Annotated in this window: 33 protein-coding genes; 11 read left to right on the plus strand and 22 right to left on the minus strand. The window is 61.2% G+C overall.

Annotated features, from left to right (window positions below; genetic code table 11):
* Nucleotides 1–7: 7 nt before the first annotated feature.
* The 22 genes from Q1K70_RS06465 to Q1K70_RS06570 form a co-directional block, all read right to left on the minus strand.
* A complete protein-coding gene (locus Q1K70_RS06465) occupies nt 8–2,371 on the minus strand; it encodes a hypothetical protein (protein WP_300157058.1) in 2,364 nt (787 codons plus the stop codon).
* Nucleotides 2,368–2,928, minus strand: a complete 561-nt coding sequence (locus tag Q1K70_RS06470) for a hypothetical protein (RefSeq protein ID WP_300157060.1) — start codon at nt 2,926–2,928, stop codon at nt 2,368–2,370. Before Q1K70_RS06470 ends, Q1K70_RS06465 begins: the two co-directional genes overlap by 4 nt.
* Nucleotides 2,929–2,973: 45 nt before the next feature.
* Nucleotides 2,974–3,174 (minus strand): hypothetical protein, encoded by a 201-nt coding sequence (locus tag Q1K70_RS06475; protein ID WP_300157062.1) that lies wholly within the window; start codon nt 3,172–3,174, stop codon nt 2,974–2,976.
* A gap of 13 nt (nt 3,175–3,187) precedes the next feature.
* Complete coding sequence (locus Q1K70_RS06480) at nt 3,188–3,580, minus strand: Bbp16 family capsid cement protein (RefSeq protein WP_300157064.1); 393 nt, start codon at nt 3,578–3,580, stop codon at nt 3,188–3,190.
* 49 nt (nt 3,581–3,629) lie between these two features.
* The gene (locus Q1K70_RS06485) at nt 3,630–4,625 is read right to left on the minus strand and encodes a major capsid protein (protein WP_300157066.1); all 996 of its coding nucleotides are present in this window, start codon (nt 4,623–4,625) and stop codon (nt 3,630–3,632) included.
* 24 nt (nt 4,626–4,649) lie between these two features.
* Nucleotides 4,650–5,303 (minus strand): hypothetical protein, encoded by a 654-nt coding sequence (locus Q1K70_RS06490; protein ID WP_300157068.1) that lies wholly within the window; start codon nt 5,301–5,303, stop codon nt 4,650–4,652.
* On the minus strand, nt 5,296–5,682 hold the full coding sequence (locus Q1K70_RS06495; RefSeq protein WP_300157070.1) for a hypothetical protein: 387 nt from the start codon (nt 5,680–5,682) through the stop codon (nt 5,296–5,298). Before Q1K70_RS06495 ends, Q1K70_RS06490 begins: the two co-directional genes overlap by 8 nt.
* The gene (locus Q1K70_RS06500; protein ID WP_300157072.1) at nt 5,679–7,391 is read right to left on the minus strand and encodes a portal protein; all 1,713 of its coding nucleotides are present in this window, start codon (nt 7,389–7,391) and stop codon (nt 5,679–5,681) included. The genes Q1K70_RS06495 and Q1K70_RS06500 overlap by 4 nt, the downstream gene beginning before the upstream one ends.
* Before the next feature lie 2 nt (nt 7,392–7,393).
* Nucleotides 7,394–8,032: a hypothetical protein gene (locus tag Q1K70_RS06505; protein ID WP_300157074.1), complete on the minus strand. Its 639-nt coding sequence runs from the start codon at nt 8,030–8,032 to the stop codon at nt 7,394–7,396.
* The gene (locus Q1K70_RS06510) at nt 8,032–8,505 is read right to left on the minus strand and encodes a hypothetical protein (RefSeq protein WP_300157076.1); all 474 of its coding nucleotides are present in this window, start codon (nt 8,503–8,505) and stop codon (nt 8,032–8,034) included. The genes Q1K70_RS06505 and Q1K70_RS06510 overlap by 1 nt, the downstream gene beginning before the upstream one ends.
* 23 nt (nt 8,506–8,528) lie before the next feature.
* Entirely contained in the window at nt 8,529–9,989 is a 1,461-nt protein-coding gene (locus Q1K70_RS06515; protein ID WP_300157078.1) for a terminase, read from the minus strand.
* On the minus strand, nt 9,976–10,407 hold the full coding sequence (locus Q1K70_RS06520; RefSeq protein WP_300157080.1) for a hypothetical protein: 432 nt from the start codon (nt 10,405–10,407) through the stop codon (nt 9,976–9,978). Before Q1K70_RS06520 ends, Q1K70_RS06515 begins: the two co-directional genes overlap by 14 nt.
* Nucleotides 10,407–10,658, minus strand: a complete 252-nt coding sequence (locus tag Q1K70_RS06525) for a hypothetical protein (RefSeq protein ID WP_300157082.1) — start codon at nt 10,656–10,658, stop codon at nt 10,407–10,409. The genes Q1K70_RS06520 and Q1K70_RS06525 overlap by 1 nt, the downstream gene beginning before the upstream one ends.
* Before the next feature lies 1 nt (nt 10,659).
* Complete coding sequence (locus Q1K70_RS06530) at nt 10,660–11,199, minus strand: hypothetical protein (RefSeq protein ID WP_300157084.1); 540 nt, start codon at nt 11,197–11,199, stop codon at nt 10,660–10,662.
* Complete coding sequence (locus Q1K70_RS06535; RefSeq protein ID WP_300157086.1) at nt 11,196–11,552, minus strand: hypothetical protein; 357 nt, start codon at nt 11,550–11,552, stop codon at nt 11,196–11,198. Before Q1K70_RS06535 ends, Q1K70_RS06530 begins: the two co-directional genes overlap by 4 nt.
* Entirely contained in the window at nt 11,545–12,390 is an 846-nt protein-coding gene (locus Q1K70_RS06540; RefSeq protein WP_300157088.1) for a glycoside hydrolase family protein, read from the minus strand. The genes Q1K70_RS06535 and Q1K70_RS06540 overlap by 8 nt, the downstream gene beginning before the upstream one ends.
* 325 nt (nt 12,391–12,715) lie before the next feature.
* Entirely contained in the window at nt 12,716–13,222 is a 507-nt protein-coding gene (locus Q1K70_RS06545; RefSeq protein ID WP_300157090.1) for a VRR-NUC domain-containing protein, read from the minus strand.
* Between the two features lie 180 nt (nt 13,223–13,402).
* Nucleotides 13,403–14,053, minus strand: coding sequence for a DUF6475 domain-containing protein (locus Q1K70_RS06550; protein WP_300157092.1), 651 nt, complete (start codon nt 14,051–14,053; stop codon nt 13,403–13,405).
* A complete protein-coding gene (locus Q1K70_RS06555; RefSeq protein WP_300157094.1) occupies nt 14,040–15,038 on the minus strand; it encodes a hypothetical protein in 999 nt (332 codons plus the stop codon). Before Q1K70_RS06555 ends, Q1K70_RS06550 begins: the two co-directional genes overlap by 14 nt.
* Nucleotides 15,039–15,040: 2 nt before the next feature.
* On the minus strand, nt 15,041–15,319 hold the full coding sequence (locus Q1K70_RS06560; protein WP_300157096.1) for a hypothetical protein: 279 nt from the start codon (nt 15,317–15,319) through the stop codon (nt 15,041–15,043).
* Nucleotides 15,316–17,259 carry a DNA cytosine methyltransferase gene (locus tag Q1K70_RS06565; RefSeq protein WP_300157098.1) on the minus strand — a complete coding sequence of 648 codons (1,944 nt, stop codon included), beginning with the start codon at nt 17,257–17,259 and terminating at the stop codon, nt 15,316–15,318. Before Q1K70_RS06565 ends, Q1K70_RS06560 begins: the two co-directional genes overlap by 4 nt.
* A gap of 193 nt (nt 17,260–17,452) precedes the next feature.
* Nucleotides 17,453–17,737, minus strand: a complete 285-nt coding sequence (locus Q1K70_RS06570; RefSeq protein ID WP_300157100.1) for a hypothetical protein — start codon at nt 17,735–17,737, stop codon at nt 17,453–17,455.
* Nucleotides 17,738–17,747: 10 nt separating this feature from the next.
* On the opposite strand from Q1K70_RS06570, the gene Q1K70_RS06575 reads away from it, so the two are divergent.
* The 11 genes from Q1K70_RS06575 (at nt 17,748) to Q1K70_RS06625 (ending at nt 23,504) form a co-directional block, all read left to right on the plus strand.
* Complete coding sequence (locus Q1K70_RS06575; protein WP_300157102.1) at nt 17,748–17,975, plus strand: hypothetical protein; 228 nt, start codon at nt 17,748–17,750, stop codon at nt 17,973–17,975.
* A gap of 419 nt (nt 17,976–18,394) precedes the next feature.
* The gene (locus tag Q1K70_RS06580; protein ID WP_300157104.1) at nt 18,395–19,051 is read left to right on the plus strand and encodes a S24 family peptidase; all 657 of its coding nucleotides are present in this window, start codon (nt 18,395–18,397) and stop codon (nt 19,049–19,051) included.
* A complete protein-coding gene (locus tag Q1K70_RS06585; RefSeq protein ID WP_300157106.1) occupies nt 19,030–19,434 on the plus strand; it encodes a hypothetical protein in 405 nt (134 codons plus the stop codon). Before Q1K70_RS06580 ends, Q1K70_RS06585 begins: the two co-directional genes overlap by 22 nt.
* Before the next feature lie 137 nt (nt 19,435–19,571).
* Nucleotides 19,572–19,961 (plus strand): phospholipase D family protein, encoded by a 390-nt coding sequence (locus Q1K70_RS06590; protein ID WP_300157108.1) that lies wholly within the window; start codon nt 19,572–19,574, stop codon nt 19,959–19,961.
* Between the two features lie 44 nt (nt 19,962–20,005).
* Complete coding sequence (locus Q1K70_RS06595) at nt 20,006–20,431, plus strand: nucleoside 2-deoxyribosyltransferase (RefSeq protein WP_300157110.1); 426 nt, start codon at nt 20,006–20,008, stop codon at nt 20,429–20,431.
* Nucleotides 20,432–20,716: 285 nt separating this feature from the next.
* Nucleotides 20,717–21,271, plus strand: coding sequence for a HEAT repeat domain-containing protein (locus Q1K70_RS06600; protein WP_300157112.1), 555 nt, complete (start codon nt 20,717–20,719; stop codon nt 21,269–21,271).
* A gap of 70 nt (nt 21,272–21,341) precedes the next feature.
* Nucleotides 21,342–21,542 (plus strand): hypothetical protein, encoded by a 201-nt coding sequence (locus Q1K70_RS06605; protein ID WP_300157114.1) that lies wholly within the window; start codon nt 21,342–21,344, stop codon nt 21,540–21,542.
* 3 nt (nt 21,543–21,545) lie between these two features.
* Nucleotides 21,546–22,025 (plus strand): hypothetical protein, encoded by a 480-nt coding sequence (locus Q1K70_RS06610; RefSeq protein WP_300157116.1) that lies wholly within the window; start codon nt 21,546–21,548, stop codon nt 22,023–22,025.
* On the plus strand, nt 22,022–22,216 hold the full coding sequence (locus Q1K70_RS06615) for a hypothetical protein (protein ID WP_300157119.1): 195 nt from the start codon (nt 22,022–22,024) through the stop codon (nt 22,214–22,216). Before Q1K70_RS06610 ends, Q1K70_RS06615 begins: the two co-directional genes overlap by 4 nt.
* A gap of 23 nt (nt 22,217–22,239) precedes the next feature.
* On the plus strand, nt 22,240–22,764 hold the full coding sequence (locus Q1K70_RS06620) for a hypothetical protein (protein WP_300157121.1): 525 nt from the start codon (nt 22,240–22,242) through the stop codon (nt 22,762–22,764).
* A gap of 2 nt (nt 22,765–22,766) precedes the next feature.
* Nucleotides 22,767–23,504, plus strand: a complete 738-nt coding sequence (locus tag Q1K70_RS06625) for a hypothetical protein (protein ID WP_300157123.1) — start codon at nt 22,767–22,769, stop codon at nt 23,502–23,504.
* The last annotated feature ends 2 nt before the right edge of the window (nt 23,505–23,506 follow it).

Here is a 23,506-nt window from a genome sequence, read left to right on the forward strand (position 1 = left end):
GACGGCCTCAGATCGTGTTGGTGGTCAACTCGTAGATGATGGCCAGGATGGTCATGGGCAACGGCTTGTCTTGGACGATCAGGAATTGGCCGTCCCGGCTGTAGTCGAGACCGGTCATGATGACCTTGTCACCCGTGAAGAGTGCCGGGGGAGAGCCCATGGGATCGGATGGCGTGCGGAAGGGGACATCAACCAGGGCATCTTCATCCCGTCCAAACCGCAGCCCCAACGAGCGGAGCAACCGGACCGCGACCTTGGTGACGCGTTTCAGCTTACCCTGGGCGGTCCCATCGTCCCCGCCGGCCTCTATCCGCAGCGGCTGCAACACGGAATCGTAATGCAGGCCAACATGCACCGTGGAACAGGCATGGGGTAGCTTGACCGCTCCGGAAGCCACGGTCTGCGTCGGCATGACCGCTCCGTCGCCCAAGATATCGACCGCCAGCCCTTCCAGATGTTCCAGGCCGGAAATCGTGGTGGCCTTATCCCCCTTGTAGGTCAGGCTGCAGTCCAGGAAAATACCGTCTTCCTGGTCCTGGTTGTCGAAGGGTGGGGTCATGAATTCGATGTACCGCGCGGCCTGGCCATCAACCGTGCGTTCAACAACCAGCCAAAGCTGGTCATGGTCGCCGGCGGTGATGGAGCATACCGCCAGGGCCTTTCCGGCCATGGGATGCCGATGCCAGCCCACAACTTGCTCGGACCTATTGTAGGTGAAACCGATCAGAACCCCATCCCCCCGGACGCACCAGAGGATGGAATCCGGCTCTTGGACATAAGCCATATCCAGGATGCCGCCGGCGGTGATGTGCTCGGCCAGGATGGAAAGGTCCGCCGCCGTGAAACCGCCCTGGTTGTAGTCGTAAGCCATCTCTCGGAGCTTTCGGCCGGAACGTTGCACGAACAGCACCACGCCGCCGACCTGGGCGGGAGAAATGGCCGCCGATCCGTAGGTGGTTTCCTGTCGGGCGGTGGCCGAAGACGGGGTAAGGGCGGCATCCGAGTCCACGGACCCCATGCGCCATTCCCCGCCCATGGTCCCGATCAGCAAGACTCTACCCGAGCGCAGCCAACGGATGCTGTTGATCTGGGAAGAGGACAGTTCCACCACCACGGGATCGGCATCGTCAGCCCCTGGCGTGAAGTTCTCATAGTCGCTGCTGGCGCTGCCCCAGACGGTCTGAGGCTGATCAGCCGAACCGCCGAACCAAAGGCGGCCTTCGTGGAAGGTGACCGCCTCGGGATAGCCTCGGAAGTCGGACCATGCCCCCTCGCGCCACGTGGATGTGGCGGTGGTCGCCCCCAGGGGCTCCAAGATCGTGGCCGCCGCGTGGGTGGGGTCGGTGAAGGACGTGATTTTGCAATACCCGACCGTGCTGTTGTGGCGAATACGCCAAAGCGCCCCGACATGCTTGGCGTCAAAGAGGTCCTTGGACGCGACCAGGGTGCACGTCACGTTCGCCTGGGGGCAGGACACGGCATCGACCGCCATGGAGGCGTCGGCCGTATGGAAAAATCGCAAGTAGGCTGTTCCGCTGGCGGACGGCGTGAACTTGAAGGTTTGGTAGCCAGTGCCGCAGGCAGTCTGCGCGATGAGTTCCCCACCGCCGTCCGTCGTGCCCAGCATCATGGAGACCGGGCCGGCCTTGACGGTGAAGGTCAGGGGATATTCGGTTCCAGCGACTACGGGGAAACTCTGCTTGATGCCGGCAATATTGGTGCCGTCACCGATCAGGTTGCACCATCCGGACGAATCCCATTCGATGGCGGAAGGGCTTGTGGATATGTCGGTCCAGCCGTTCAGGTTGGAGTCGAAACCGCCGTTGGTGATGAGTTCCCCGGTGGCTGATGGCGTCAGCGTGATGGACGCATCTTTGTTTTCGTCCTGATAGGGTCCATCAACGAACTCCACGACATCAATGGACCAGTCCGTGTTCCCCTCGCGCGAAAGCTTCATAGGGGGGTGAGACTGGTGCACGATGTAAAGAACGTCTGCGGATTGCGCGAAAGACAGCCCGGCTAGGTCATCGGCCGCGTAGGGAGATTCGATCTCATAAGGGGCCGATCCCGTGTCATTAAGGACCTGCCCTTCATCGGCAAAGAACCGGATGTACTGGTCCCCGAATTCCAGCACATAGGTCTGGCTGGCGGAAAACTGGAAGGGGATGAGGCGCACCGCTTTGTCGCTGAACTTGGCAGCAGCCACAAAACGTGTGCCGGGCCGCCGCGTGATGCCGCCATGCGGCAACGTGATGAAATTTTCCAGACGGGCGGCTCCGGTCGCGTACTTCTCCAGGTCCGTCCGGCCTCCGAGCCGCGGACTGAATTCCCCGCCGGTCAGGCTGTTCTGGATGTAGGTGACCTTGCTCATCGGGCATCGGTCCAATAGGTGTTCACGCTCTGGTCTATCCTTTGTTCCTGGGCCGCCAAAAGCTTCTCATTGGCCAGGGCCGTCAGGTATTCCTTGTAGAAAAGCTCCTGTTGGGTGGCATTGCCCGATATGGCGTAGACCAGTTCCGAGGCGAGGCGCAGGGCCACGACTTCGGCCAAGGAGGCAGACAGCCTGTTCATGTCCGTCAGGTGGCGCACGTAGAGGATGGAAAGGGCTTCCAGGTCGGAAACGATGGTCGAGCCTTCGAGGCGATAGGACGCCGAAGCATCCCCATCCACCTCCACGACGCGCAGGCAGTCCGCCGGCAGCTGGTAGGCATAGCTGAAGCCCCATGCCGGCGCGTCCGCCAAGCGGGCCAGTGTGGCCCGGGCCAAGGCACAGGGCCAGGGATATTGCCGCAACACATCGTCCAGACACCGCGAAAAGGCCTCGTTGCACCTGGATGCCTGGGCCGATCCGTCCGTCAGGGACAAGATGGACGCCGCGCCGATCTTGGCGAGAGCCGAGTTGCAAATGCCTATGACGGATGTGGCCATGTTTTCCCCGCGAAACGGGGCCGGCCGAAACCGGCCCCGGGTTTGTTATTCGTCCGGCGGATTCTCGCCGGTCTCGGGGTCTTCGGCCGGCTTGACTTTCTTGCCGCGCCGTTTCGGAGACAGCACCTCGAAATGATCCAGCATGGGGTGATCCTCGGGCAGGTCCAAAACGGTTTCCTGGCCCTCGGCAAACAGCTGGTCATTCAGGTAGCATGGCCTCAGCGCCCGAACCTTCATCTGGGGCATGGTTCAGTCCTCCTTACGGATTGGCCTGGCGATCCAGGATGATGCCGGCCGTGATCTTGCCCGTGGTCGGCGCGGTGCCGGTCACGGTGAAGTAGAGCCGCACGTACCGCAGACAGCCCTGCGGCAGTTTGGCCTTGAAGATTTCCTTGTTCAGGGTCGTCAGGGCGGCCAAAAGGTCGGTCTCCTGCGCGGGGAGGTCCACCGGCGTGGTGAAGGCGGCGTCGGTGGCGGTCTGCAGCTTCACTCCCAAGCTGGTCAGGTTGTTGAAGGCCTCGGACACGCGGGCGAAGACCTCCATGCTCGACCGGCCGGCATCGGCGCTCCCCAGGTCGATGACGTTGGTGGAGGCGGCCGACGCCGTGACGGCCTGGTCCTCGGAGAACATCTGCTGTTTGTCCATGTACATGGCGTTTCTCCAAGGGGCCGACTCGTGCCGGCCCCGGGGTTGGCGTGGTTTAGCTGACGGCCGATTCGGTGTTGAGAATGGCGTCACAGCGGTTGACCGGGATGCCGTCGAAAGAAACGACGTGCTTCCCGGAGACCTGCTCCATGGTCAGGGTGGAGGCGGCCACCTTGTTGGCGATCTGCCGGCGCAGGAAGCTGCGGACGGTGCGCGAGCAGTAGAAGACCGGCCGGCCCATCTTGATTTCGGGAAGCAGTTCGATGGCCTGGGTCATCAGGTCGATGAGATCGGCACCGCTGGCGGCGTTTTTCGTGAGGGCGGTCACGTCGATGTTGGCGACACGCACGACGTACCGCCAGTCACGGACGGTCATGCCGATGTCCCACTTGTAGTGGGTGCGGTAGCCCTGGTACTTGCCGCCGTTGGCATCCTCGAGGGTCACTTCGCCCAGGTCGTTGTGCTGCAGGCCGGCCTTGCTCCCCTTGGGGAAGATGCCGTGAATGGTGTTTTCGCCCCAGCAGACCAGCCAGACGCTGGTGTTGGTGCTGCCCGAGCCCGATCCGGACAGGACGTTGCCGGCGGACTGGGAACCGGACAGGGCGTTGTAGCGCGGGGCCAAGCCCAGGAAGCGTTCGGGGTTCACGGCCGTGTTGCCGTAGAACACGGTGGACGCCATGGCCTGGTTCATGGCTTCGATGAAGGCTCGGTCCTCGGAGAGCCGAAAGGCCGACGTGTTGCCGTTGAGATCGGCCAGGGCCTTGTCCACCTCGGCATAGGCCTCGAGCATGCCGCACGAGTCGGTGACCTGCGCGGTCGAGCTCTTGGACGGCTGCACGCCATAGTTGAGCATGCGCCAGGTGGCCGAGGGCAGGCCGGTGCGCACGGTGGTCTTGTGCCCGGTGGGCAGGTTGCCCTGGACGAAGGGCATATCGTCCAGGATGGGGTTGGTCAGATTGAGCAGTTCGGCCACGGCGTCGATTTTGCCGTCAGGGTCCAAACGCTTGGCCCAGTCGGCCAGGGTGATGAAGTTGCTGCCAAGGGTGGCCATGGTTCACCTCGTGATGGTTGACGGTTATTTGGACGGGTACAGGATGTCGGCCACGTTCTTTTCAGCGGCCCCACCCGGAGCGCCTTTCCCCTTGGCCTTGTCCTCGGACACGGCCTTGCCGATCCGTTCGAACATCTTGACGATGGCCGGATGGAAGGCGGCCCCGGACTTCTCGAGGACGGCAAGGACGTCCTTATCCGCGAACGCTTCCAGCCCCTTCTTGGCCACGGCAATGCGGCTGTCGTAGTCGCCGCCCCATTCCTTGGCCAAAGACTCGACATTGGCCTGATTGGCGGCATCGAAGGCCTTGAAGGTCTCCTGGGTCTGGCGCGCATACAGTTCCAGGGAGGCCTGAAACTGCTTGGGAGTCATGCCCTGGGCCTTGGCGAACTGCCGGAAGCCTTCGATACCCTTCTCATCCAGGGGAACGGCTTTGAGGTCTTCCGGGGCTGTCCAGGTGTACTGCGGCTCCTGTCCCTGCTGCTGTCCCGTGCTATCACCGGCTTGGCCCGTCGCCGTACCTTGGGTCTGCTGCCCGCCGGACTGGGTCGTTTGGCCCTGGTCCGTCGTCTGTTGTCCCTGCTGCGGCGTCGTGGTCGAAGCGCCGGCCTGTTCCCCGCTCTGCGTCCCCGCTCCGGTGTCACCCTGCGGCGTGGTCAGCGTGTCGGTGTCAGCCATGTTGTTCTTCCTCTTCGATTTTCTGAGTTGCGGTTTTCAGATCGTCAGCCAAAAGCCGGCGCATTGCAGGGTCATGGATGGCCCCCCGCACAGCCGCCAGCATCATGCCTTCGGGCGTATTGATGCCGAGAGTTTCCAAAAGGTGCATGCCCACGGAACGACGGCCCAAGGCGTAGATGTCCCTGGAGTTGCCATTGAACGCCGACCCAAGCACGGCCGTCACGCCAAGGAGGTCCTGGAGCACTCGCCAGCCATGAGGAGAACCGAGGAACGTGCGGTGGTAGTCCTCAAGACGCTGTCTCTCCTTGGTCTCTGCGGCTACATTGGCTTCCTTGGCCCGGCGCGCATCGTCAGCCAGCACATCGCTTTCAAACGTCATTGCGGCGTCCCCTGTTGGCCCTGGCCCTGTTGCTGGGCCATCATGGCGGTCAGCGCATTGGGTTTGCTCATGTCCGCCTGGGCAAGTGTTTGGGCCGTTTCGGCCTGCTGTTGGGCGGCCAGGGCCTGCTGCTGCTCCTGCTGCGCCTGGGCCTGGGCCTGCCGTCGCTGCGCCACTTCATCGTCAGGACGCACGATCTCGGCCGGCACGTTGTAGGCCGAAGCGTATTCGTCGATGGCCTTGTCAAGGTCGAGCTTATCCAGCACGCCGGGAGACATTTGGGCCATGGGGGACACGACCTGGAAGAACCGGTTCATGCCATCGGCCCCGGCCATGCGCTGGGCCTGGGACAGAAGGCCGATGTATTCGACCTTGATGGGGGCTCCCTGGATTTCCTGGGGAGGATCGGGAAGAACCACCTCGGACGGATTGACCACCGTGCCGTCCACGTTGCGGCCGCGATGCCAGAGGATGTCGAAGGTGCGGGAAATGGTCGGGTCGAGCAGTTCCGTCTGCTGGCGTTCGATGACCGGCCCGAGCATCAGAATCTTTTCTTCGCTGCGCTCCATGACCTCGGTGGCGGTCATGTTCGGCTGCTGCAGCAGCATCAGGAAGACGTCATTGAAAAACCCCTGGCCGATGCGCTCCTCAAGCTCCTTGATCTTGACGCCAGTGTTCTGCACGTCGAAATTGACCTGATACAGCGGCCCCATCGCGTCCTTCCCGCCCTGGTCGGTATAGGTGACGCCAGAGGGGAAGGTGTTGATCCCGCCCATGCCCTTGAGCGTCGAAGGAGCCAAAAGGGGCGGGTCAGCCATCTTGTGCAGGGCCTTGAGCTGCGTCTTCTCCATCTCCTGGAGCATCTTGATGTCCGGAAGGATGTCCTCGGCCTGTCCCCGGCCGTAGACCTCCGAACCGGTGGTGTCCCAGCGAGACACCATGTAGGGCATGACCCTGAATCCGCCTTCGGCCAGGATTTCCTGGTCATCATACGAAACCCAGACGGATTCGAATGGCATATCCTGGGCGGCCGCGCTGTTGGGATTCCTCTGCGCCCTGGGCTGTACGATATGGAGCACGCGGCTGTATTCGTAGGGCTGGGACTGGGCCAGGGTCCGCACGCGCTCGGGGCAAGCACTGTCCCATTCCTGGACCATGGACTTTGCCGTCCACCAGGTCAGACGATTCACCGTGTCGATGTCGCCGTTTGGTCCGGCGGCCAGGAAGTATTCACCGATGGTGAACGGCCGGAAATTGATGAGGGTGGTGTCGGATTCTCCCTCGAACATGCACCCGTTTCCGAAGCAGCCGAGCTCGGCGAAGATGCTGTGCGCCGCGGCATAGAATCCGCCCTTGGCCAGAGCCATGTAGATGCGCTTCTCCACGGCCTGCAGCCAGGCTTTCACCGCCCCCAAGGCCGCAAGGTCAGCATCGGCCAGTGTCAGCCGGAACCAAGGCTGCATGGGGCTGGTCAAGCCGCTCTGCATGCCGGCCGCCAGCCGGCGCAAGGCAGTGGTGGCCGTGGAGTTGAAAATCTTGCTGGTGTCGTTCTTGGCGGCATCCGTGGGCTTGCTGGACGTGCTGCCGGTCATAAACCCCTTGCGAGGCATCACGTACGCAATCAGATCCTCCCACTTGGTTTCCCAGGTCTGGCGGTCGGCCTTGAGTTGCGCAAAGCGCTCGAGGTATTGCCTGGCCCGTTCGTCCATGACTACTGCCCCAGAAGGGTTTTGCGCCCCACGGTCGGCGTCCCCGTCGTGCCAAGGCCACTGGTCAGGATGGTGGCCTTGCGCCCGGCGGCCAGACGACGCCGTTTTTCGGCAGCCGCGGCGTTGGCGTCGGTGGTGGAATCCATGTTGTTGTACATGGCCGAAACCTTGTCCGACTTTTCCTGCTCGGCCGCCTGCTGCTCCAAGAGCGCCGTTTGCTTGGCCGCCTCGTCCGCAGCAGCCTGGGCCTCATCGGCCTGCTTCTGGGCCATGGCCTGCATGTTGGCGTTCATATCGTCTATTTTCTTTTGCCGTGCGGCCGCCTCGGCGTTCGCTCGGGCCTGGGCATCATTCACAGCCTGTTCCAGCCGTGAATTCGCGCTGTTGGCACCTGAGGCAGCGGAAGCGGCGGCCGCACGCTGTTGCGCCGCTGTCTGGGATGCATCCGAAAGGTACGATTGCTGGCTACTGTACTGTCCCGTTTGGGCGTCCTGCTGTTGAGCCGCCATGAGCACCATCATGCCCTGCGCCGCTGTCTGCGGGCTGGACATGAGGTAGGCCGCCACAGGCATGACAGACTGAACGTTTTGTCCCTGGCTCGTGTCTTCCTGCGGGTACAGATAGGGCGACGATCCGGCCATTACGAAGTGCCTCCAAGCAAGGTTTTGTAGAGGGAAAGCGTGCTGTCATCGCTGCTGAGCAGGGACGTGTTTCCTGTGTTTGTCTTGTTCTTGTAGCCCTTAACCAAGGTATCGTAGGCTGCCTTGTCTTGTTCGTGCTGATCGATGAAATCCATCTGCTCCCGGCTGGAATAGGACATGGGCTTGACAGAGACATATCCGCCATTGGGGTTGCTCGAGTCCGGGCCTGTCTCGTAGTATTGCGTTTCCAGCGGCATGTTCATCACGTAACGCATGGCCCGTTGAATCAAATCAGGGTCCATGTCGTTCGTGCCATCAGCGGCGGTATGGTCCGTCTGGTACGACTGCAGCGCGGAAGGGAGCGTGGTCACCGCCGTGTTGTAAGCAGTGGCCCTGGTCTGCCCGGCATAAAGCGGGTCCATGAGCCCATTGGCATCGCCCACGCTTCCGCCTGTCCCCATGCCCATATTCATCGTGCCACCTGCCATGTCCCACCTCACGAAAACATCTGGTATTCTGAATTTGCCCGGCCTACAGGAACGCCATCATTCCACTTTTTGGCAACCGGGGCGGCGAACGACAGGGCCAAGGAATCACCCCTGTTGGGAGATGGTAATCCTCGGTCCTTCATATCTTCCTTGCTCTCCAGCTGGATTTTCCCATCCATGCGGGGAACCGTTTCAGGCCCAATGATGTCGTCATAGAGAACTGCATCATGGGGATCGATAGCACCGCCCGCCTTGAGCCAATTTCGCATTTCGCGCCACATGTAGGCTCGGAGATTGAGACAACCCTCGTCTGGTGATGTCCCTGAAAACCACACGAGCCTCCAGGAACGGCCAAGTGTAGTGCCGCCGCTGACGATGCCCGTGCCATATCCGGCATCAACGAAGACAGCGTCGGCTTTGTGCTCGTCTTCGAGGTACGCAACGCGCTGGGCCACGGCCATGTCGTTGTCGTTTTTGGCCATGGTCTGAAGAACCTTGAAGTGCAGGCCCTGGCGCAACCCAATCACCAGTTCATCGTCACCGGACCATGCCGGATCGACGGTCAAAATCTTGGGAGCGAAATTGAACTGCTCAGGCCGAAGGACCCGGTTGCGGGCGGCGTCGGCGTCGTCGGAGGAGATGAACTGGCGGGCCGACTGCGAGGGAAACTGGCCGCGAACGCGTACCTTGAAAAAGTCGCTGTCTTTGCCGTGATCTTCAAGCCACTGCTGGATTTTTTCTTTATTGGTCCCAGGAACGGTGCGGCTGTCAATTTGCCAAGTCATCCAGCGGTGCCTATAGCGCCGGAAGCACTCACGGAATCTCCCGCTGTTCTGCGTCGGGTTCCCGAATACGAGCCAGAGGATGACCGTATCTTCGTCCGTCAGAGCGCCTTCAGCGACTTCCCAGACCTTGTCATGAATCTTAGAAGCCTCATCGAACAAGAGAACTATTATCTTGCCTTTGTTGTGCAGTCCGGCGAAGGCTTCGGTGTTGTTCTGGCTCCAGGGAACGAAATCCATGCGCCATGAGTCGGAATGTTCTGGGTCAACAGACTTGATGGACGTGGCCTGTGTGTCAAACCAATGGCCCGTAATGCTACGGCGAAACCATGTGCTTATCTCTGGAACAGTCTTGGTGCTCAACTGGTTCAGCGTGTTGGCCGTGCACACAATCTTGGCGTCATCCCAGCAACTCATGGCCCAATTGCTGATCTGGCCCATAAGTGCGGACTTGCCGATGCCATGGCCGGAAGCAACCGCGATCTGCACCGGCTGATAGCGCGTATCGAGGTTGGACAGGCGGTCGCTGATGGCGTGGTGGATATCGCGCTGCCATTCGCGCGGGCCGTCTGAGCCGGACAAATCGTCAAGACCCCAATCCCAAGCAAACTCGGCCCAGGAAAGGGGATCGTATTGGCACCGTGCGGCGTGCGCGATTATCTCGTTGTCCTGCTCAGCTACGTTCACCAGCACGTTCCTTTGCACGGCGAAGACGGTCAGCCAGACTCAAGTTGACGTTGACGGTCGATTCCGACCGATCCTTGTAGACCTCAGGACGTAGCGCCTTGAGGCGAAAAATCAGTAGGGTGTCCGAGAACTCGCGGATAGCCCCACACCGCTTCCCTTTATGGAACACTGGCCGAAGCGTGCCCTTGTAGGCCCGGCGGTCCGCCTCGGCTTCCAGGCGTTCGGTGTATTCGGCCAGGGCATCGTCCCACGCTTTATGGAAGGCTGGATCGTTGTCGTAGGTGTCCCTGGCGGTGTCCCGGTGGATTCCGGCGGCCTTGGCGGCCCTGGTCACAAAGCCGTACTGGGCGAGGTGCGCCAGGAACTTGGCCCGCTTGTCGGCCGTGAATTTTTCGGGGACACCCTTACGCCTGGCCATTACTGCCCCTTGCGCTCCCGCACTGCGTCACGGATGTAATTGACGCTTGTCTCAATGCTGGCGATGCGCTCGAGCCACCGTTGCTGTGCTTGGTCGCTGGCCTCAACGATGGCCAAGCGTCGGTCCAGTTCCGCTTGGTGCGCCTGGATGGAGCCAGACCAATAGCCGATGGCGATGAGGTTGATGACAACCGTCAAAGCCATGCCAATCCAGGGAGCCATCCATTTGTTTTTGCAAAGCGCCTCGCCCACCTTAGTCGGCCTCCTTACTGTATGGAGCCAACCTCCAAGGGGCCGGCAGTAACTCCCGCAACTCGCCGGGAGACAGCACCATATCCTGGGGCGGCAGCATGCCGTGCTTGCCAAGGATGTAGGCCACGGTCTGGGAGCAAATGGGCCGGCCCATCGTGACGCGGAATTTGCCCCAGATGCGGCGAACCAAAGACAGGTAGCCGTAACGAAAGGACTTGCGCTGTGCGACCATTCGCAACGCCGTGACTTTGATGCGCAGCCCAAGCGCTTCACTGCATTCGATGGGGTGGATCAGGATTGTTCCGTCGTAGTCGTCGAATCGATCCGAAGCACGCTTGATATCGACACCCCATTCAAGGGCTTCGACCAGGAAAATGGAGTCGCAGATTTTAATGCCGAGGCTGGAATGCGATCCGCCCGGGGCGAAACGTCTTATCGCACGAGAGAGAAGCGAATCGCCGACCCACGTCACGGCAAACACGTCCAGGGACGGACGCAACTCCTCGTAAATAATGACACCACGGTCAGGAGGATAGGTCATTTTCCTACCACCTCCGCTATTGCCGTCACCCGATTTCTGGCCCTGGTGTACAGGTTGAGCGCCGCCATAAGGTCACCGCGACTGGCCACGGCCTCCAGGTCTACGATGTCGTTTTTAAGGTCCTCCAGCCCAGGTACAGCCCCTTTGGCCTGCAACGCCGTGTAGCTGTCCCACAGCCATTCGACGCCGGCTTTGATCCTGGCCGGTAGGGTGGACACGTCGGTGCTGGTCGCAACCCCGTCCGGCCCGAGGGAGGTGGAGGACGAACCTCCCTCGGTGGACAGGATGGCGGGAACGCAGGCTGACAAGAAGCAGGTAGCGGCTATGATCAGGATGCCGAGAAACTTACACATTGCGAGCCCCTATAGGCTTGGCGGTCATGCGGCCCCATACGGCCAATGAGGCAAGAATGGTCGAGAGATACGGGGAGAGGTCGGGAACGGTGTAGATTTGGCCGCCGATGCGGATGGCTACGTCCCAGGCGTTGACGCCGAGCAGTTGCAGCCCGAGCATCCCGAGGACGCCGTAGATGGTCTTTGACTTGGCCAAGGCCTTGAGAATCACGGTCAGCCGAGCAACATCCGGTAAATCCGCTCGTACCGCATCGCCCATCGTCGTGCCGTCGCCCGGCATATCCGGCAGTCGATCAACCGGCATTCGAGGTGCAGCGGGTTCAGCCGGTGCTGGAGCCACGACCTGAGCCGGCGGCGGATCGGTGAGAAATCGGACACCATTGACCTCCTCGGGCCATTGCCCCGTCCGGATCATCTCGGCATTGCGCTTGACCCGGGCAGGCGTCTGCTTGGCCCAACGGGAGGCGAGCATTTGGGTGGCCGCCGTCTCCCAGTCACGGGACTGAATGGCGTGGATGGTGGCGAAGAACTTGGAAGCGCCCGGGGCTCCCAGCTGGTAGACGCTGGAGACGATGGCCGCTTGGCGAACCTCGTCGAGGTCGCGCCACTTCGGCCACCGGCGGTCGAGTTCGGCTAGAACGGCCTGAATCTCATCGGCAAGGGCAGCGTCGGCTTGCTCGGTGGTCCAAACCAACCCCTCACACTCCTCGGCCGAGTATCCATGGGCCTCGAGGTTGTAGCCGTCTCCGATGGTCCATATACCCCGGGGATCCTTGTAGGCGGTGAGCTTCCGGCCCTCTTCGAGTTGGATAAGACGGGTGGTCTTCGCAAGCCCCATGTCGGCCCCCTTCCCGGCGCGGGCCGGGGTGATGGGCCGAGGCTAAACCCACGTATTGGGCGGATGCAGAATTGGGCAGTTTTGTAGTCGAAATAAGCAGTTTTTGACTATTGACAGGGTTTCCTGTGCCGGCGCTCTTGGTCTTCTAGCCACCTGTCCAGAGACGCCGGCCGGGCTTTCCAGGGTCCACGCCCATCCGTTCGCCAAGCCGGAAGCCCTTCATGCTCCACCAGGGAGGGAATGGAATTACGACTCTCCCCGATGGCTCGAGCTATGGCTTCCGCCCCCTTGATCAGCAACTCCCCCACGTCTCTTCCCCTTTTTTCTAAGCGCGGAGCGTTTGGGCCAGGCCCAGGTATTCGCAAATGACTTGCCATGCTGCGTCAGCGCCAACACAAAGCTCCACGCGGTAGCCGTTGGAGCGCAGGGCGGCATGCCACTCCAGTTGCTCCGGGCTGGCCTTCCCGCCAACAGCCTTCATCTCGACGTAGAGGCCGTGCCAACCATCCATGGGCACAGGCAAGCACAGGTCCGGCACGCCCCGACGCACGCCTTCGGCTTTGAGCTTCCCTGCCGTGGCCTTAGTCCGGTGCCCTCCGTTCGGGATGGCGTGGAGAAGCCGAAGCGCCGGCACACTCGGGGCAAGGGCATCGGCCCTGGCGATCACAAGGGCCTGTTCGTCATGCTCGGACCTCTTTGCCGGCTTGGGCTTCTTGGGCTGCACAGGGGCCAGAATGGGGCGCGCACCCTCCGCGTGAAGCTGTCGAGCAAGCCACGGCTTCAGCCCCCCTGCCTCGCGGATTTCGGAGATGTGGACGCGCGCCTGGGGCATGCTACGGCCTCGCCTCGGCTTCGTCTTGCCTCGCGCAAAAACTGGCGCGTTCTGGCCATTGGCATTCGTTCACCTGGGAAAGCGGCAAGGGCTTCACGGCTTTCCCCTCCCAGTACAGCTTGCCCCGGCAGACACCGCCAAAGGCGCAGCGGATGCCAGGGTGTTTGTCGCAGGGGCGGGTCATTGCCGGACTTTCTCCGGCGAAGGCATCATGCGGGCCAGACCGTCCCCGATGGATAACGGCTCCTCCCGGTGCAGCATGGACACACCCCCTGACGCGATAGCCGCGGCCTTGGCCTTGTCCCCGACAAGGGCTGGAGGTCCGAACCGGGAATTGTCAGCCGCCGCCATCAGCTCAAAGCGCCCTGGCAGGTGGCCAAAGACCTCGACGCGCTGCCGAGCGTAGGCGGCATACATCTTGGCGAAGTCCTTGCGAAACCATTTCTCTTCGGCGGCGCTCAACTCCTCACACATCTTGGCCCATCCGCCAAAGCCCTGGGCAATAACCGCCTGCGTGACCGGATCGTCGAAGGCGACGGACGTGTAGCCGCCATGTTGCTCAATGGCCCGGATGACCTTTCCAGCCTCGACCTCGGCCTTGTCGTCGCAGGACCCGCCCTGCAAGTGTTCCAAAAACTCGGCCACGGTCGGCATTTTTTGAAACTTCCGCGTGGCAAGGATGGCCATGGACGCCTGACGCACTTGGTCCAAGGAAAAAGCCTTCATGGCCTCAAAGCGCATTTCCAGTCCGTTCGCCGAAAGCTCGGCCCCGAAGTTGTCGGCCAGGCCAAGCATAATGGCCACGAAGGGCTCAAAATCACGATCCTGCATGCTGCCTCCTATTCGCAATAGCCATCTGCGCGGCCATGGCGTTGCGGTTCCCCAGGGATGACCCCGTGCGCGGTCCGCGATTGTCATACTGTCCGTTGAGGACTTTCCCGAGGTTGGCCCGTTTCACGAGCCACGAGAGGGTGGCGAAGAAAGGGCGTCCTTCCCTTCCGGCCACTTGCCCACAAAGGAAATCGCTGGCTTTGACGCGTTGGAAAAACGCGCCCCACCACGCAAGGCTTTGCCTTGTCCCGTCTTCTCGCCAGCGAGACTTGAGTTGGGCCTGATTGTCTGCGGCCCAGGACTCGACTCGGGGGAGTTCCGGAAGGGTCTCGTGAAAAAGCTCGATGATTTCCCGGTGAGGGCAGTCGTCAACCCGTGCCCGTTTTGGAGCGCTATCTTCCCTGGCCTGTCCCTGGCCTGTCTCGGGTTCAATCTGCACGGGGGTGTCGGTGAGGCCGCCGGAGGGCGGGCTTGCCGACAAACCTCCCTCGTCAGAGGGAGGTTCTCTTAAATCCTGTTCCTGCTCCTGCTCCTGCTCCTGATTAGGCATAGTCTTACGGAAGGTCTTCGGTAAGGCTTCGGCAAAGGCTTTCGGCATGTCTTTCAATAAACAGTTAACATGCTGAATAAGTTCAACAACAAGACCACACTCAGGGAGCAATTCAAGGCTGTCGGCCCATGATTTGACTACATTCGGAGACTCGGGGCGATTGTATTTGAGGAAGTTCGGAAGCCACACGAACGAAGCCTTTTCGTCGTGCTTGGCCATGCCCTTCGAGCAGGCTTCCAGAAAGGCTTTGCGGAAGGCTTCCAGTTCCCATTGAAGTTCCGCCGCCATTCCAGGGATGGAGTGGCGCATTGCCCCAAGGGCAGTCATGTTTGGGTGCGTGAGCAGGAAGAAAAAGACGAGTTTCCCGGCATCGGTCAGCGATGAAAACTTGGCATCGTTCCAGATGCGGGGATCAACCTTGCGATACCGGGCCATACTTACCCCTCTGCCCCTTCCAACCGTTTTTCGAGCCGAGCCAGCTTCTCGCACACCATCGTGTCCACGGCTTCCACGCCGATGAGCAGCCGCATCTGGTGCAGAACGATGATCGCGTCAGCAATCTCTTCCGCCACATGCTCAGGCCGGCCACGCTTGCGATGCTGGAGCTCAACGGTCAGTTCGGCGCATTCTTCGATGCACTGGTCAATCTGGGCCTCAGCCCCCCAGGTATCGAGGGCGCGGCGGCAGATGGTGACAAGGGCGAATTGGTCGGTCATGAGATGGTCTCCACGGCCAGCGCCGCCGCCACCGGAGCCACCCACACGGGGGTGGAGCTCATCGAAAACGTCTCTCCGGACCAGGCCAGCAAAAGCGTGGTCCCCATCACCCCGGCGATGGCTGCGGCCGCCGGGGGAGGAACGGCGTTTCCAATTCTTTCTCTCCAGGCCTGATCCGACAGGCCGTCGAGCTCGAGGCTTTCCTCGGGGTCGACCAGCCCCTGCAGGGCGGCCAACTCCAAATTCGTAAACGGCCTGTGCCACGTCCCATCGAGGGCGCGTATCACGGCAACCAGGCGGTCGGCCGGGGCAGGCAGGCCAATCGGGTCAGTTTGCGAAATTTCGCAAGTTCGGGTATCGGCCACGGACCAGGGACCGCGATCATGCTTGGCATGGCCAATAACGGCCGCGCTCGGCCCGTCCCAAGTCGTGACGCCGTAGTGGCCACCGCCGACATAGTGTTCCCGGCCCTCGCGCCAGACACGCGGGTCAGCCACCGCAAAGGCCCCGTTGCTGGGCATGGACTCGCCGATGACCGCTCCGGTGGGATCGGTCCACGTGCGGACGCCAAACGCCCCTTTGCGCATCTCCTGGCCACGAGGATCGGCGACGACGAGTCCACCGGCAGAAGGTCCGCCCCCGCCGGTCACAGCCGGAGAGGTTTCGTCGAAACGAACCACGCGAAACACGTTGTTGTGCCGGACCCCGCTTACCCGGGGATCGGCAACGGCGTAGCGTCCCCCGCCCGGAGCGCTCTGTCCGGACACGGCCCCCATGGACTCGGACCAGGGCAAGACGCCATACTGGCTATACTCGTGGCCTAGGGCGCAACGGGGGTCAGCGACAGAAAAGCGGCCGTTGGTCGGAGTCCCCCGGCTGGTTACTGTGCCTGCCGGTGATTCAAACGGGATGACCCCGAGGAAGTCTCCTCGCATTTCGCGGCAGGCTCGAGGGTCTGCCACGGAATACCGGCCGCAGGTCGGGCCAGCGTTACCGGTGACGGTCCCGGCTGTCGCCGCCCAGGGCAACACGCCGAGGACGCCGTCCTGATAGCTCCGGTCCGGCACAATCCCGTAATCCGCCAACACGCCGTCCTGGACCCGCAGCTTCGACAGGGACCGCCAATCGGACCCGGCCTCGACAAACGCCAGCCTCACCCACGTCTTCCATTGCAACGCCGGCATCCGGTGCATGGGGCCGGCCACCGCCGCCCCGGGCAAGGGCATCCGGCCCAGGACGTCGCCCACGGCCCGCAGCGGCCTCCGGTCCGGCTGATACAGGAACGGCGGCACTTTCTCCCGGTGCCGGGCAACCAGCAGGAACCGCTTGCGGCTTTGGGCCAGTCCGCCGAGCTCGCCGCAATCGTGCGTGGTCTCGGCCACGGCATAGCCGTAATGCCGCAGGAGCGCGCCTATCTGGTCGAGGAGGTGGCGGCCCCGGGTCGCGATACGGGGGACGTTCTCAAAAAGCACGAGCTCGGGCGGGTCATCGCTCCACGCTTCGAGCATGAGCCACACGCCGCGCACGGTCAGGCGGTTGAGGGCCTGATACCGGCCGGACTGGCTTTTTGTTTCGGAGAGCAGGCCGGAGAATCCCTTGCAGGGGGCCGAAAGAAAAACGATGTGCGGCCGCTCATTTCCCGCTGCGCGCCGGATGTCGTCGGGCCCGGCCTCGCGCCAGTCCGGCCCGGGCTCCCGACCGTGGAAATCCCGAAACTGGCCCCGGTCCATCAGGTCCAGACACGTGCCGGGCACACCGGACAGCCGCTCGAAATCGGCGATGGCCGCCGGGGACACGTCGATACCGCCGAGGCACCGGAAACGGGCGCGCATATTTCCGATGGCTGCCCGGCCCTTGTTGAACCCCTTCGCACCACCGCCCAAGCCACAGAACAGATGGAAGTGGGTGATTTCCCTTATTTCTATGGGGGATTGAATCATTAATGCGCCTTCCTGGCCCTGACCGCTTCCTTCCTCCTCGCCGCCACAAGCTGGCCCTGCCACTCCCCAACACCACAATGCAGACAAGGAATCGCCTCGATATCAAGGTTCGCCCGGCACAGGGCCGTGTCGGGGATCGGGGCGGATTGAGGACAAGACGGTGAACGCGTCGTCATGGTGATTTCCTCAATTTTCAGAAGGTTTCACGTGGTTCGGAAAGCAGCTTAAACGCCTTCCATATCCCCGCGTTCAGGGACGCTTCGTTGGCGGCAAGCCCCTGGAGCAGCAGGTTCTTGCAGAACACGGACAAGGGGACGCCGGCAGCCGCGGCCCGGCGGTTCAAATGGGCCACAAGTTCCATGTCCAGAGCGTTAAGGGTGATGCTTTCGGTACCGCCTCGCACCGCATAGCGGGCGATGGGCTCCGGAAGAGTGGACGCCGCGTCCGGCTCGGGCTTGCGCTTAAACCAGTTCAGCATGGGAGGCTCCGTGAAAATGCTGCATGTGTCCGTCGAACAGGACGCTGACGGATTGCTGGTAACCATGGTGGTCGTGGACAAGGCCCTGGCCATGTTCCGGCGATTCCGCCGGCCGGTCGGGACCACCTATGCCGCGGTCTGCCAGGATGCTGAGAGGATGGCGTTGGAGCGGTGGCCGGGCGGAATCCAGTACAGGATGGCCCTGCCAGTGGGGGATTGCGGGGATATTCACGGCTGACGCCTCCAAAATATCGCCCCCGCCAGAAGCCCAAGGAGAAACCCCAGGTAGATGGCGCACAAGGTCCACGCCGCCATCAACCAGCCGTTGGGAGCGCAAACAGGGGACATCAGGCGGCTCCTGACTGGTCGGGTTGAGGGGCGGCGGGAAGGGGGGCTGGGCGTCGGTCTCCGTAGAGGAATGGCCAGAGCTTTTCGAGGTTTTTGGAATGCATCCCTTGGCGTTCACCCTTCTGGACTCGCGTTATGGCTTGAACGCTTTTGATCCCGGCCTCTCTGGCAAGGCGGCAAGCCGACCAGCCCGTTTCCTGAAAAAAAGTGGTGAGGTCTTCGGTAAGGTTCATGAGGTCATCATAGCTAATTAGCTATGCTCGTCAAGAAAGAATAAGCCAAACAGCCATAGCCAAAGAGCTACACAATATGCATACTTCAGCCATGGGATTTGTTGAAAACTTTCTTGACGAGCTGAAGGCCGCGCGTGATTCGCGTTTTGGTGGCGTTAATCAGAAGATGGCCAAGGCGGCGGAATATGATCCTACCAATTTGGGAAGGATTTTGCGTGGCGAAAAGACCAGTTGGCTCAGTTCGTTGGGGAGGTTGGCCGATGCCGCTGGGTTGGTCGTAACTCAAAAAAACGCAGCGACTGGCGACGAGTACGCTTTCATCCAGATCGCCGAAGCCAAACCATCGGCTGGTGGCGGATCATTGGAAACCAGTGGAAAAACCGAAGGGTCTTTGGCGTTTCGTCGCGACTGGTTGGGCTCAAAGACCAGGACCAGCCCGGAGCGTCTTCGAGTGATGTTTGTGGCCGGGGATTCCATGAGCCCGACCATTTCCAACGGCGACGTCGTTTTAGTCGATGAAGGCGGCCAAGGGAAAGAGTTGCGTGAAGGAAAGGTCTACGTCATTCGTAAGGGTGATGAAATTTTTGTGAAGAGATACCGGCGCGGTGTTGGGAAGCAGTTATTCTTGGGAGATAACAGAGAAACTTCCTACAACGATGTGGAAGTTTTTCCGGGGGATGAAGACGGATTTGAAGTTATTGGGAGGGTGATATGGGCTGGGAAAGAATTATAAAAATATTCAAAAAAGAAAGATACATCCCTGATGAAAGTAAGTGGAGAGACGATTATAGGGACGGGTCTTTTGACTCGAAAGATGCAATAAATATAGCTTACGATTATAAGTTAGAAAGATACCTTACGTGGATGGATCCAAAATCATTAGCGGCGATGTCCAGGGAGATAGACAAAGCAAAACAAAAATTCTTTTCAAAATCAATCAAGTATTTTGTAATTGCAATTTTTTTGTCGTGGCTTGTCGGATATGAGGATTGTAGATCGAGGGTTGAATATTTCTTTGAACCTGCGTCTATTGAATATTATTGTAAACTGTATGATGGAGTTGGAGCCTCTATGGAAATTTCGAAAGCAATCAAGAAATTTTTGTCTCCATTCTGATGATAGTATCTCGCAACTTCCTTTTCCCGCTTTTTCTCATACTAGTGGCACTTCCTGTTCAGGCTTACGACCTTACCATCAAAGACGCCCCGGCCCAGGTTTACTTTTCGCCCAAGGGCGGAGGGCAACAGGCCATCGTGGACGCCATCGGACAGGCTAAGGAGTCAATCTATGTCCAGGCCTACAGCTTCACGAGTGTGCCCATTGCCAAAGCCTTGGTTGACGCGGCCCGGCGCGGGGTGAAGGTAATCGCGATCCTGGATAAGTCGCAGCGATCCGAGCGATATACCGGCGCGACCTTTCTGCGAAACGAGGGTATTCCCGTCTGGATCGACGCAGATCATGCCATCGCGCACAACAAAGTTATGGTCTTGGATGGGAATGTGGTGGTAACGGGATCATTCAATTTCACCCGCGCCGCCGAAGAGAAGAACGCGGAAAATCTGTTGATCATCCGGGACCAGAGGCTGGCCAAGCTCTACACAAATAACTGGCAGAAGCACCGGGAACACTCGAAAAACTACTGATCACGCGCCTTCCATTTTTCTGACCAATCCGCTATAAAATTGCGATGAAACGCCATATCTACCTTGCCGGCCCCCTGTTCACTCACGCCGAACGCGCCTACCTCGCCGCGCTCCGTGACCGCCTGCGTCAGCTTCCAGGCGTCACGGTGACCTGGCCGGGCGATCTGTTCGAGTCTGACCACCTGGCCATGCTCGGCCCTAAGGCCAAGCAGTACATTTTCGAGGGGTGCCGCGATGCGATCCATGAGGCCACTCACGTAATTTCCCTGCTGGACGGCACTCAGGTGGACGACGGAACAGCTTGGGAGATCGGTTACGCCTACGCCCGGGGATTGCCTATCCTGGGGCTTCGGACAGATTTTCGACAGGCGGGGGACACAGCGCATTCGGTCGCCAACGCTATGATAGAATGCTCCTGCCACGCGATTTACCGCTCAGCTGACGAGTTACTGGCAACCCTGGCTAAATAGCTGCCTTGTTATTCGCTTTCCAACGTCCCCGCTCCGGCGGGGATTTTTTTTTGGAGCCTTCTATAGCTAAACGGCTTGGGCTTGCTTGACGTCTCTAGCCATTTAGCTATTATCCCCCTCAACGAGCCCACACCGCGAGACACCGCCGAACCCTGGAACGTTCGCGGCCCGGCAACGGAGCCCCAAAGGGGCAGTCACCGGGACCAGGGAGGAGGCGGACACGATGCGAGGGCGAAATTTCGAAAATTTCCAGGCTTACAACGGACACCAACCACAGGAGACACGATGAAGATCAACCTCAAAATGCGCTTTGCGGCCGTCCTGACGCTGGGCGGAGACACGTCGAAACTGCCGCCGGAAGACCTTGTTTCCGCCGCCGCCTCCCCTGACTGGCGCGTCCGTCAGGCGGTCGCCCAGGCGGGGGCCAGCCGTACCGACATCCCGGCCGAGACCCTGGTGGCCCTGGCCGCCGACGATGACTGCGACGTCCGTCAGGCGGTCGCCCAGGCGTTGGCCAGCCGTACCGACATCCCGGCCGAGACCCTGGTGGCCCTGGCCGCCTCCCCTGACTGGCGCGTCCGTCAGGCGGTCGCCCAGGCGTTGGCCAGCCGTACCGACATCCCGGCCGAGACCCTGGTGGCCCTGGCCGCCGACGATGACTGCGACGTCCGTCAGGCGGTCGCCCAGGCGGGGGCCAGCCGTACCGACATCCCGGCCGAGACCCTGGTGGCCCTGGCCGCCGACGATGACTGCGACGTCCGTCAGGCGGTCGCCCAGGCGGGGGCCAGCCGCGGCCTCACGGAAGAGATGCTGCGCATGCTCATGGAGGCCGTCGCGTAGCTGGAGAAGACGCGAAACACGGCCGCCGCCTGAATCCATCGGGACATGGCGGCGGCCAGGAGGAAAGGCCATGTGCTACCACGATATGCCCACCGAATTCCCGCCGCTTGGCTGGCACGACATCAAAGACGTGGCCAAGGTCGTAGTTCTGGCACTGGCCGCCATCTTCCTCATCTCCCTATTCGCTCCGCTGCAGCTTGGCCATTGGCGCGCCGTCGAACGGCACACGGAAATTGCGAGTGCGGCGGTCGAGCCGCGCGTGTGGAGGTAGGTCATGGAACCGCAAAACATCACCCCGGATCAGGCTGTCATTTTCTCGCAGCACGTGGCGGCCGGCGTATTCCAGCCCGTGGCGACGTTCCCCGATGAGCCCGAGGCGGAAGCGTATTTCAAGCATTGGCGTGACGATTTTCAGCGCGAACACGGGAAGCTCCCGGCGCGCGGCGTGGACTATCGCATGGAATGGCGGCCGCTGGAATCGGAGCAGTTCACGGCAGACTTCGCCAGGGTCGAGAGCGGGGCCTACAACATCCTTTCCGACATCCGGCAGGTGCTCAACGCCACGGACGGCAGCGAGAACCCGGAACTGGTGCGCCGCGTCTGGTATCTGCACGAGGCCATGGGCCGCATCAACGCCATCTGCGCGTCCATTGCGGACGGGGGGAAGCTCCCCTCCGGTCGGTCCCTGGCCGTGGAGATTGAAGGGATTTCTCGGCAGGCGCTGACGAAGGCATGCGTGGGGGAACGGCGATGACCACCCTCTCCATCGACCATCGTCATCCCCACGTGACGCGTGCCATTGACGCCATGCGATCGGGCGACCTGGAGCGCACGGGGATTTTCGCCACGCACCCGGAACTAGCTGTCAGGGTTGTTCGCCGGGTGTCCATGGACATGGGCAACCGCATCGCGGCCAGGGCGCTTGGTTTGGAGGCAAGGGCATGAGTTGTCCGCAGGACCTCCCGAGCGTGACCACGATCCTTTCCCCGTGGTCAGACTTCAGTCGCGTCCCGGAAGAGGTCCTGGCGAATGCGGCAGAGCGGGGAACGCTCGTGCACCAGGCCTGTGCCTGCCGGCTGATCGGACTTTGGTCCTTCCCGGTGCCAGCCGAGATCAGGGGCTATCTGGATTCCTTCGAGAAATGGTTGCCCATCGTGGCTGACGTTGCCCTTTGCGAGGGAGAGCTTGCCGACCATGATTACGGCTATATGGGCCATCCTGACCTGATTTGTCGTCTCCAGGGTGACGCATCCCTTGCCGTCATCGACTTCAAGACCCCCCTGGCAAAATCCAAATCTTGGCGGCCACAGCTTGCCGCTTACCGGGAACTGGCTGTCAAGCGCGGCCTCGACGTGCGCCGGGTGATGTCCGTGCGCCTCAAGAAAGACGGGGGCCGCCCCATCGTCAACGAGTCCACGGCTACGGTGGCGCATGACTTCGCGGTCTTCCGCAACGCCCTGGCCTGCTGGAAATACTTCAAGGGAGGAAACTGAACATGACTGCTATCGATTTCGGCGCGGCGCTCCGCGAACCGACCCCCGGCATGCCGCCGACTGCTCCGGCTGTCTTCGAGATGCCGACGACAGCGCCGGCCCAGGCCAACCCCTACGACATGACTCCGGTCAAAGCGGCCCTCGCACCGTATACGGCCGAGATCGAAGCCATGCAGACCAAAGCTGCGGCTGTTGTCATCGAATCCGACGAAACCAACACGCTGGCCATCGAAATGGGTCTGCAGGCCAAGAAGCTGGGGGGTGCCATCGAGAAGGCACGCAAGGCATTCGTGGCCGATCCCAACGAGTACGTGCGCGGCATCAACGCCCTGGCCAAAAGCTTCGGCGAAAAGCTGGCCGCCATCGAATACGGCCTCAAGCGGAAGATCGGGGACTACCAGCAACGCAAGGAATTGGAGCGGCGTAAGGTCGAGGAAGAGGCGCGCCGGCAGACGGCCGAGCTCCAGGCCAAGCTGGATGCCGAGGCCAAGGCCGCCAATGTGGAGCCGGTCAAGATCGAAGCCCCTGTCGTGCCCAAGGCTTCCGGTCCCGTGCGCACGGCGGAAGGGACGTCCTACCAGCACACGGAATGGCGTTTCGAAGTCCAGGACGATGCGGCCATTCCCCGAGAATACCTGATGCCGTGCGAAACCAGGATCAGGCAGGCGGTCAAGGACGGCGCGCGGAACATCCCCGGCGTTCGCATCTTCGAGCACACCGAAACCAGATTCAGGAGATAGGT

The sequence above is a fragment of the Solidesulfovibrio sp. genome (genome assembly GCF_029978005.1).
Taxonomy (GTDB): Bacteria; Desulfobacterota; Desulfovibrionia; order Desulfovibrionales; family Desulfovibrionaceae; genus Solidesulfovibrio.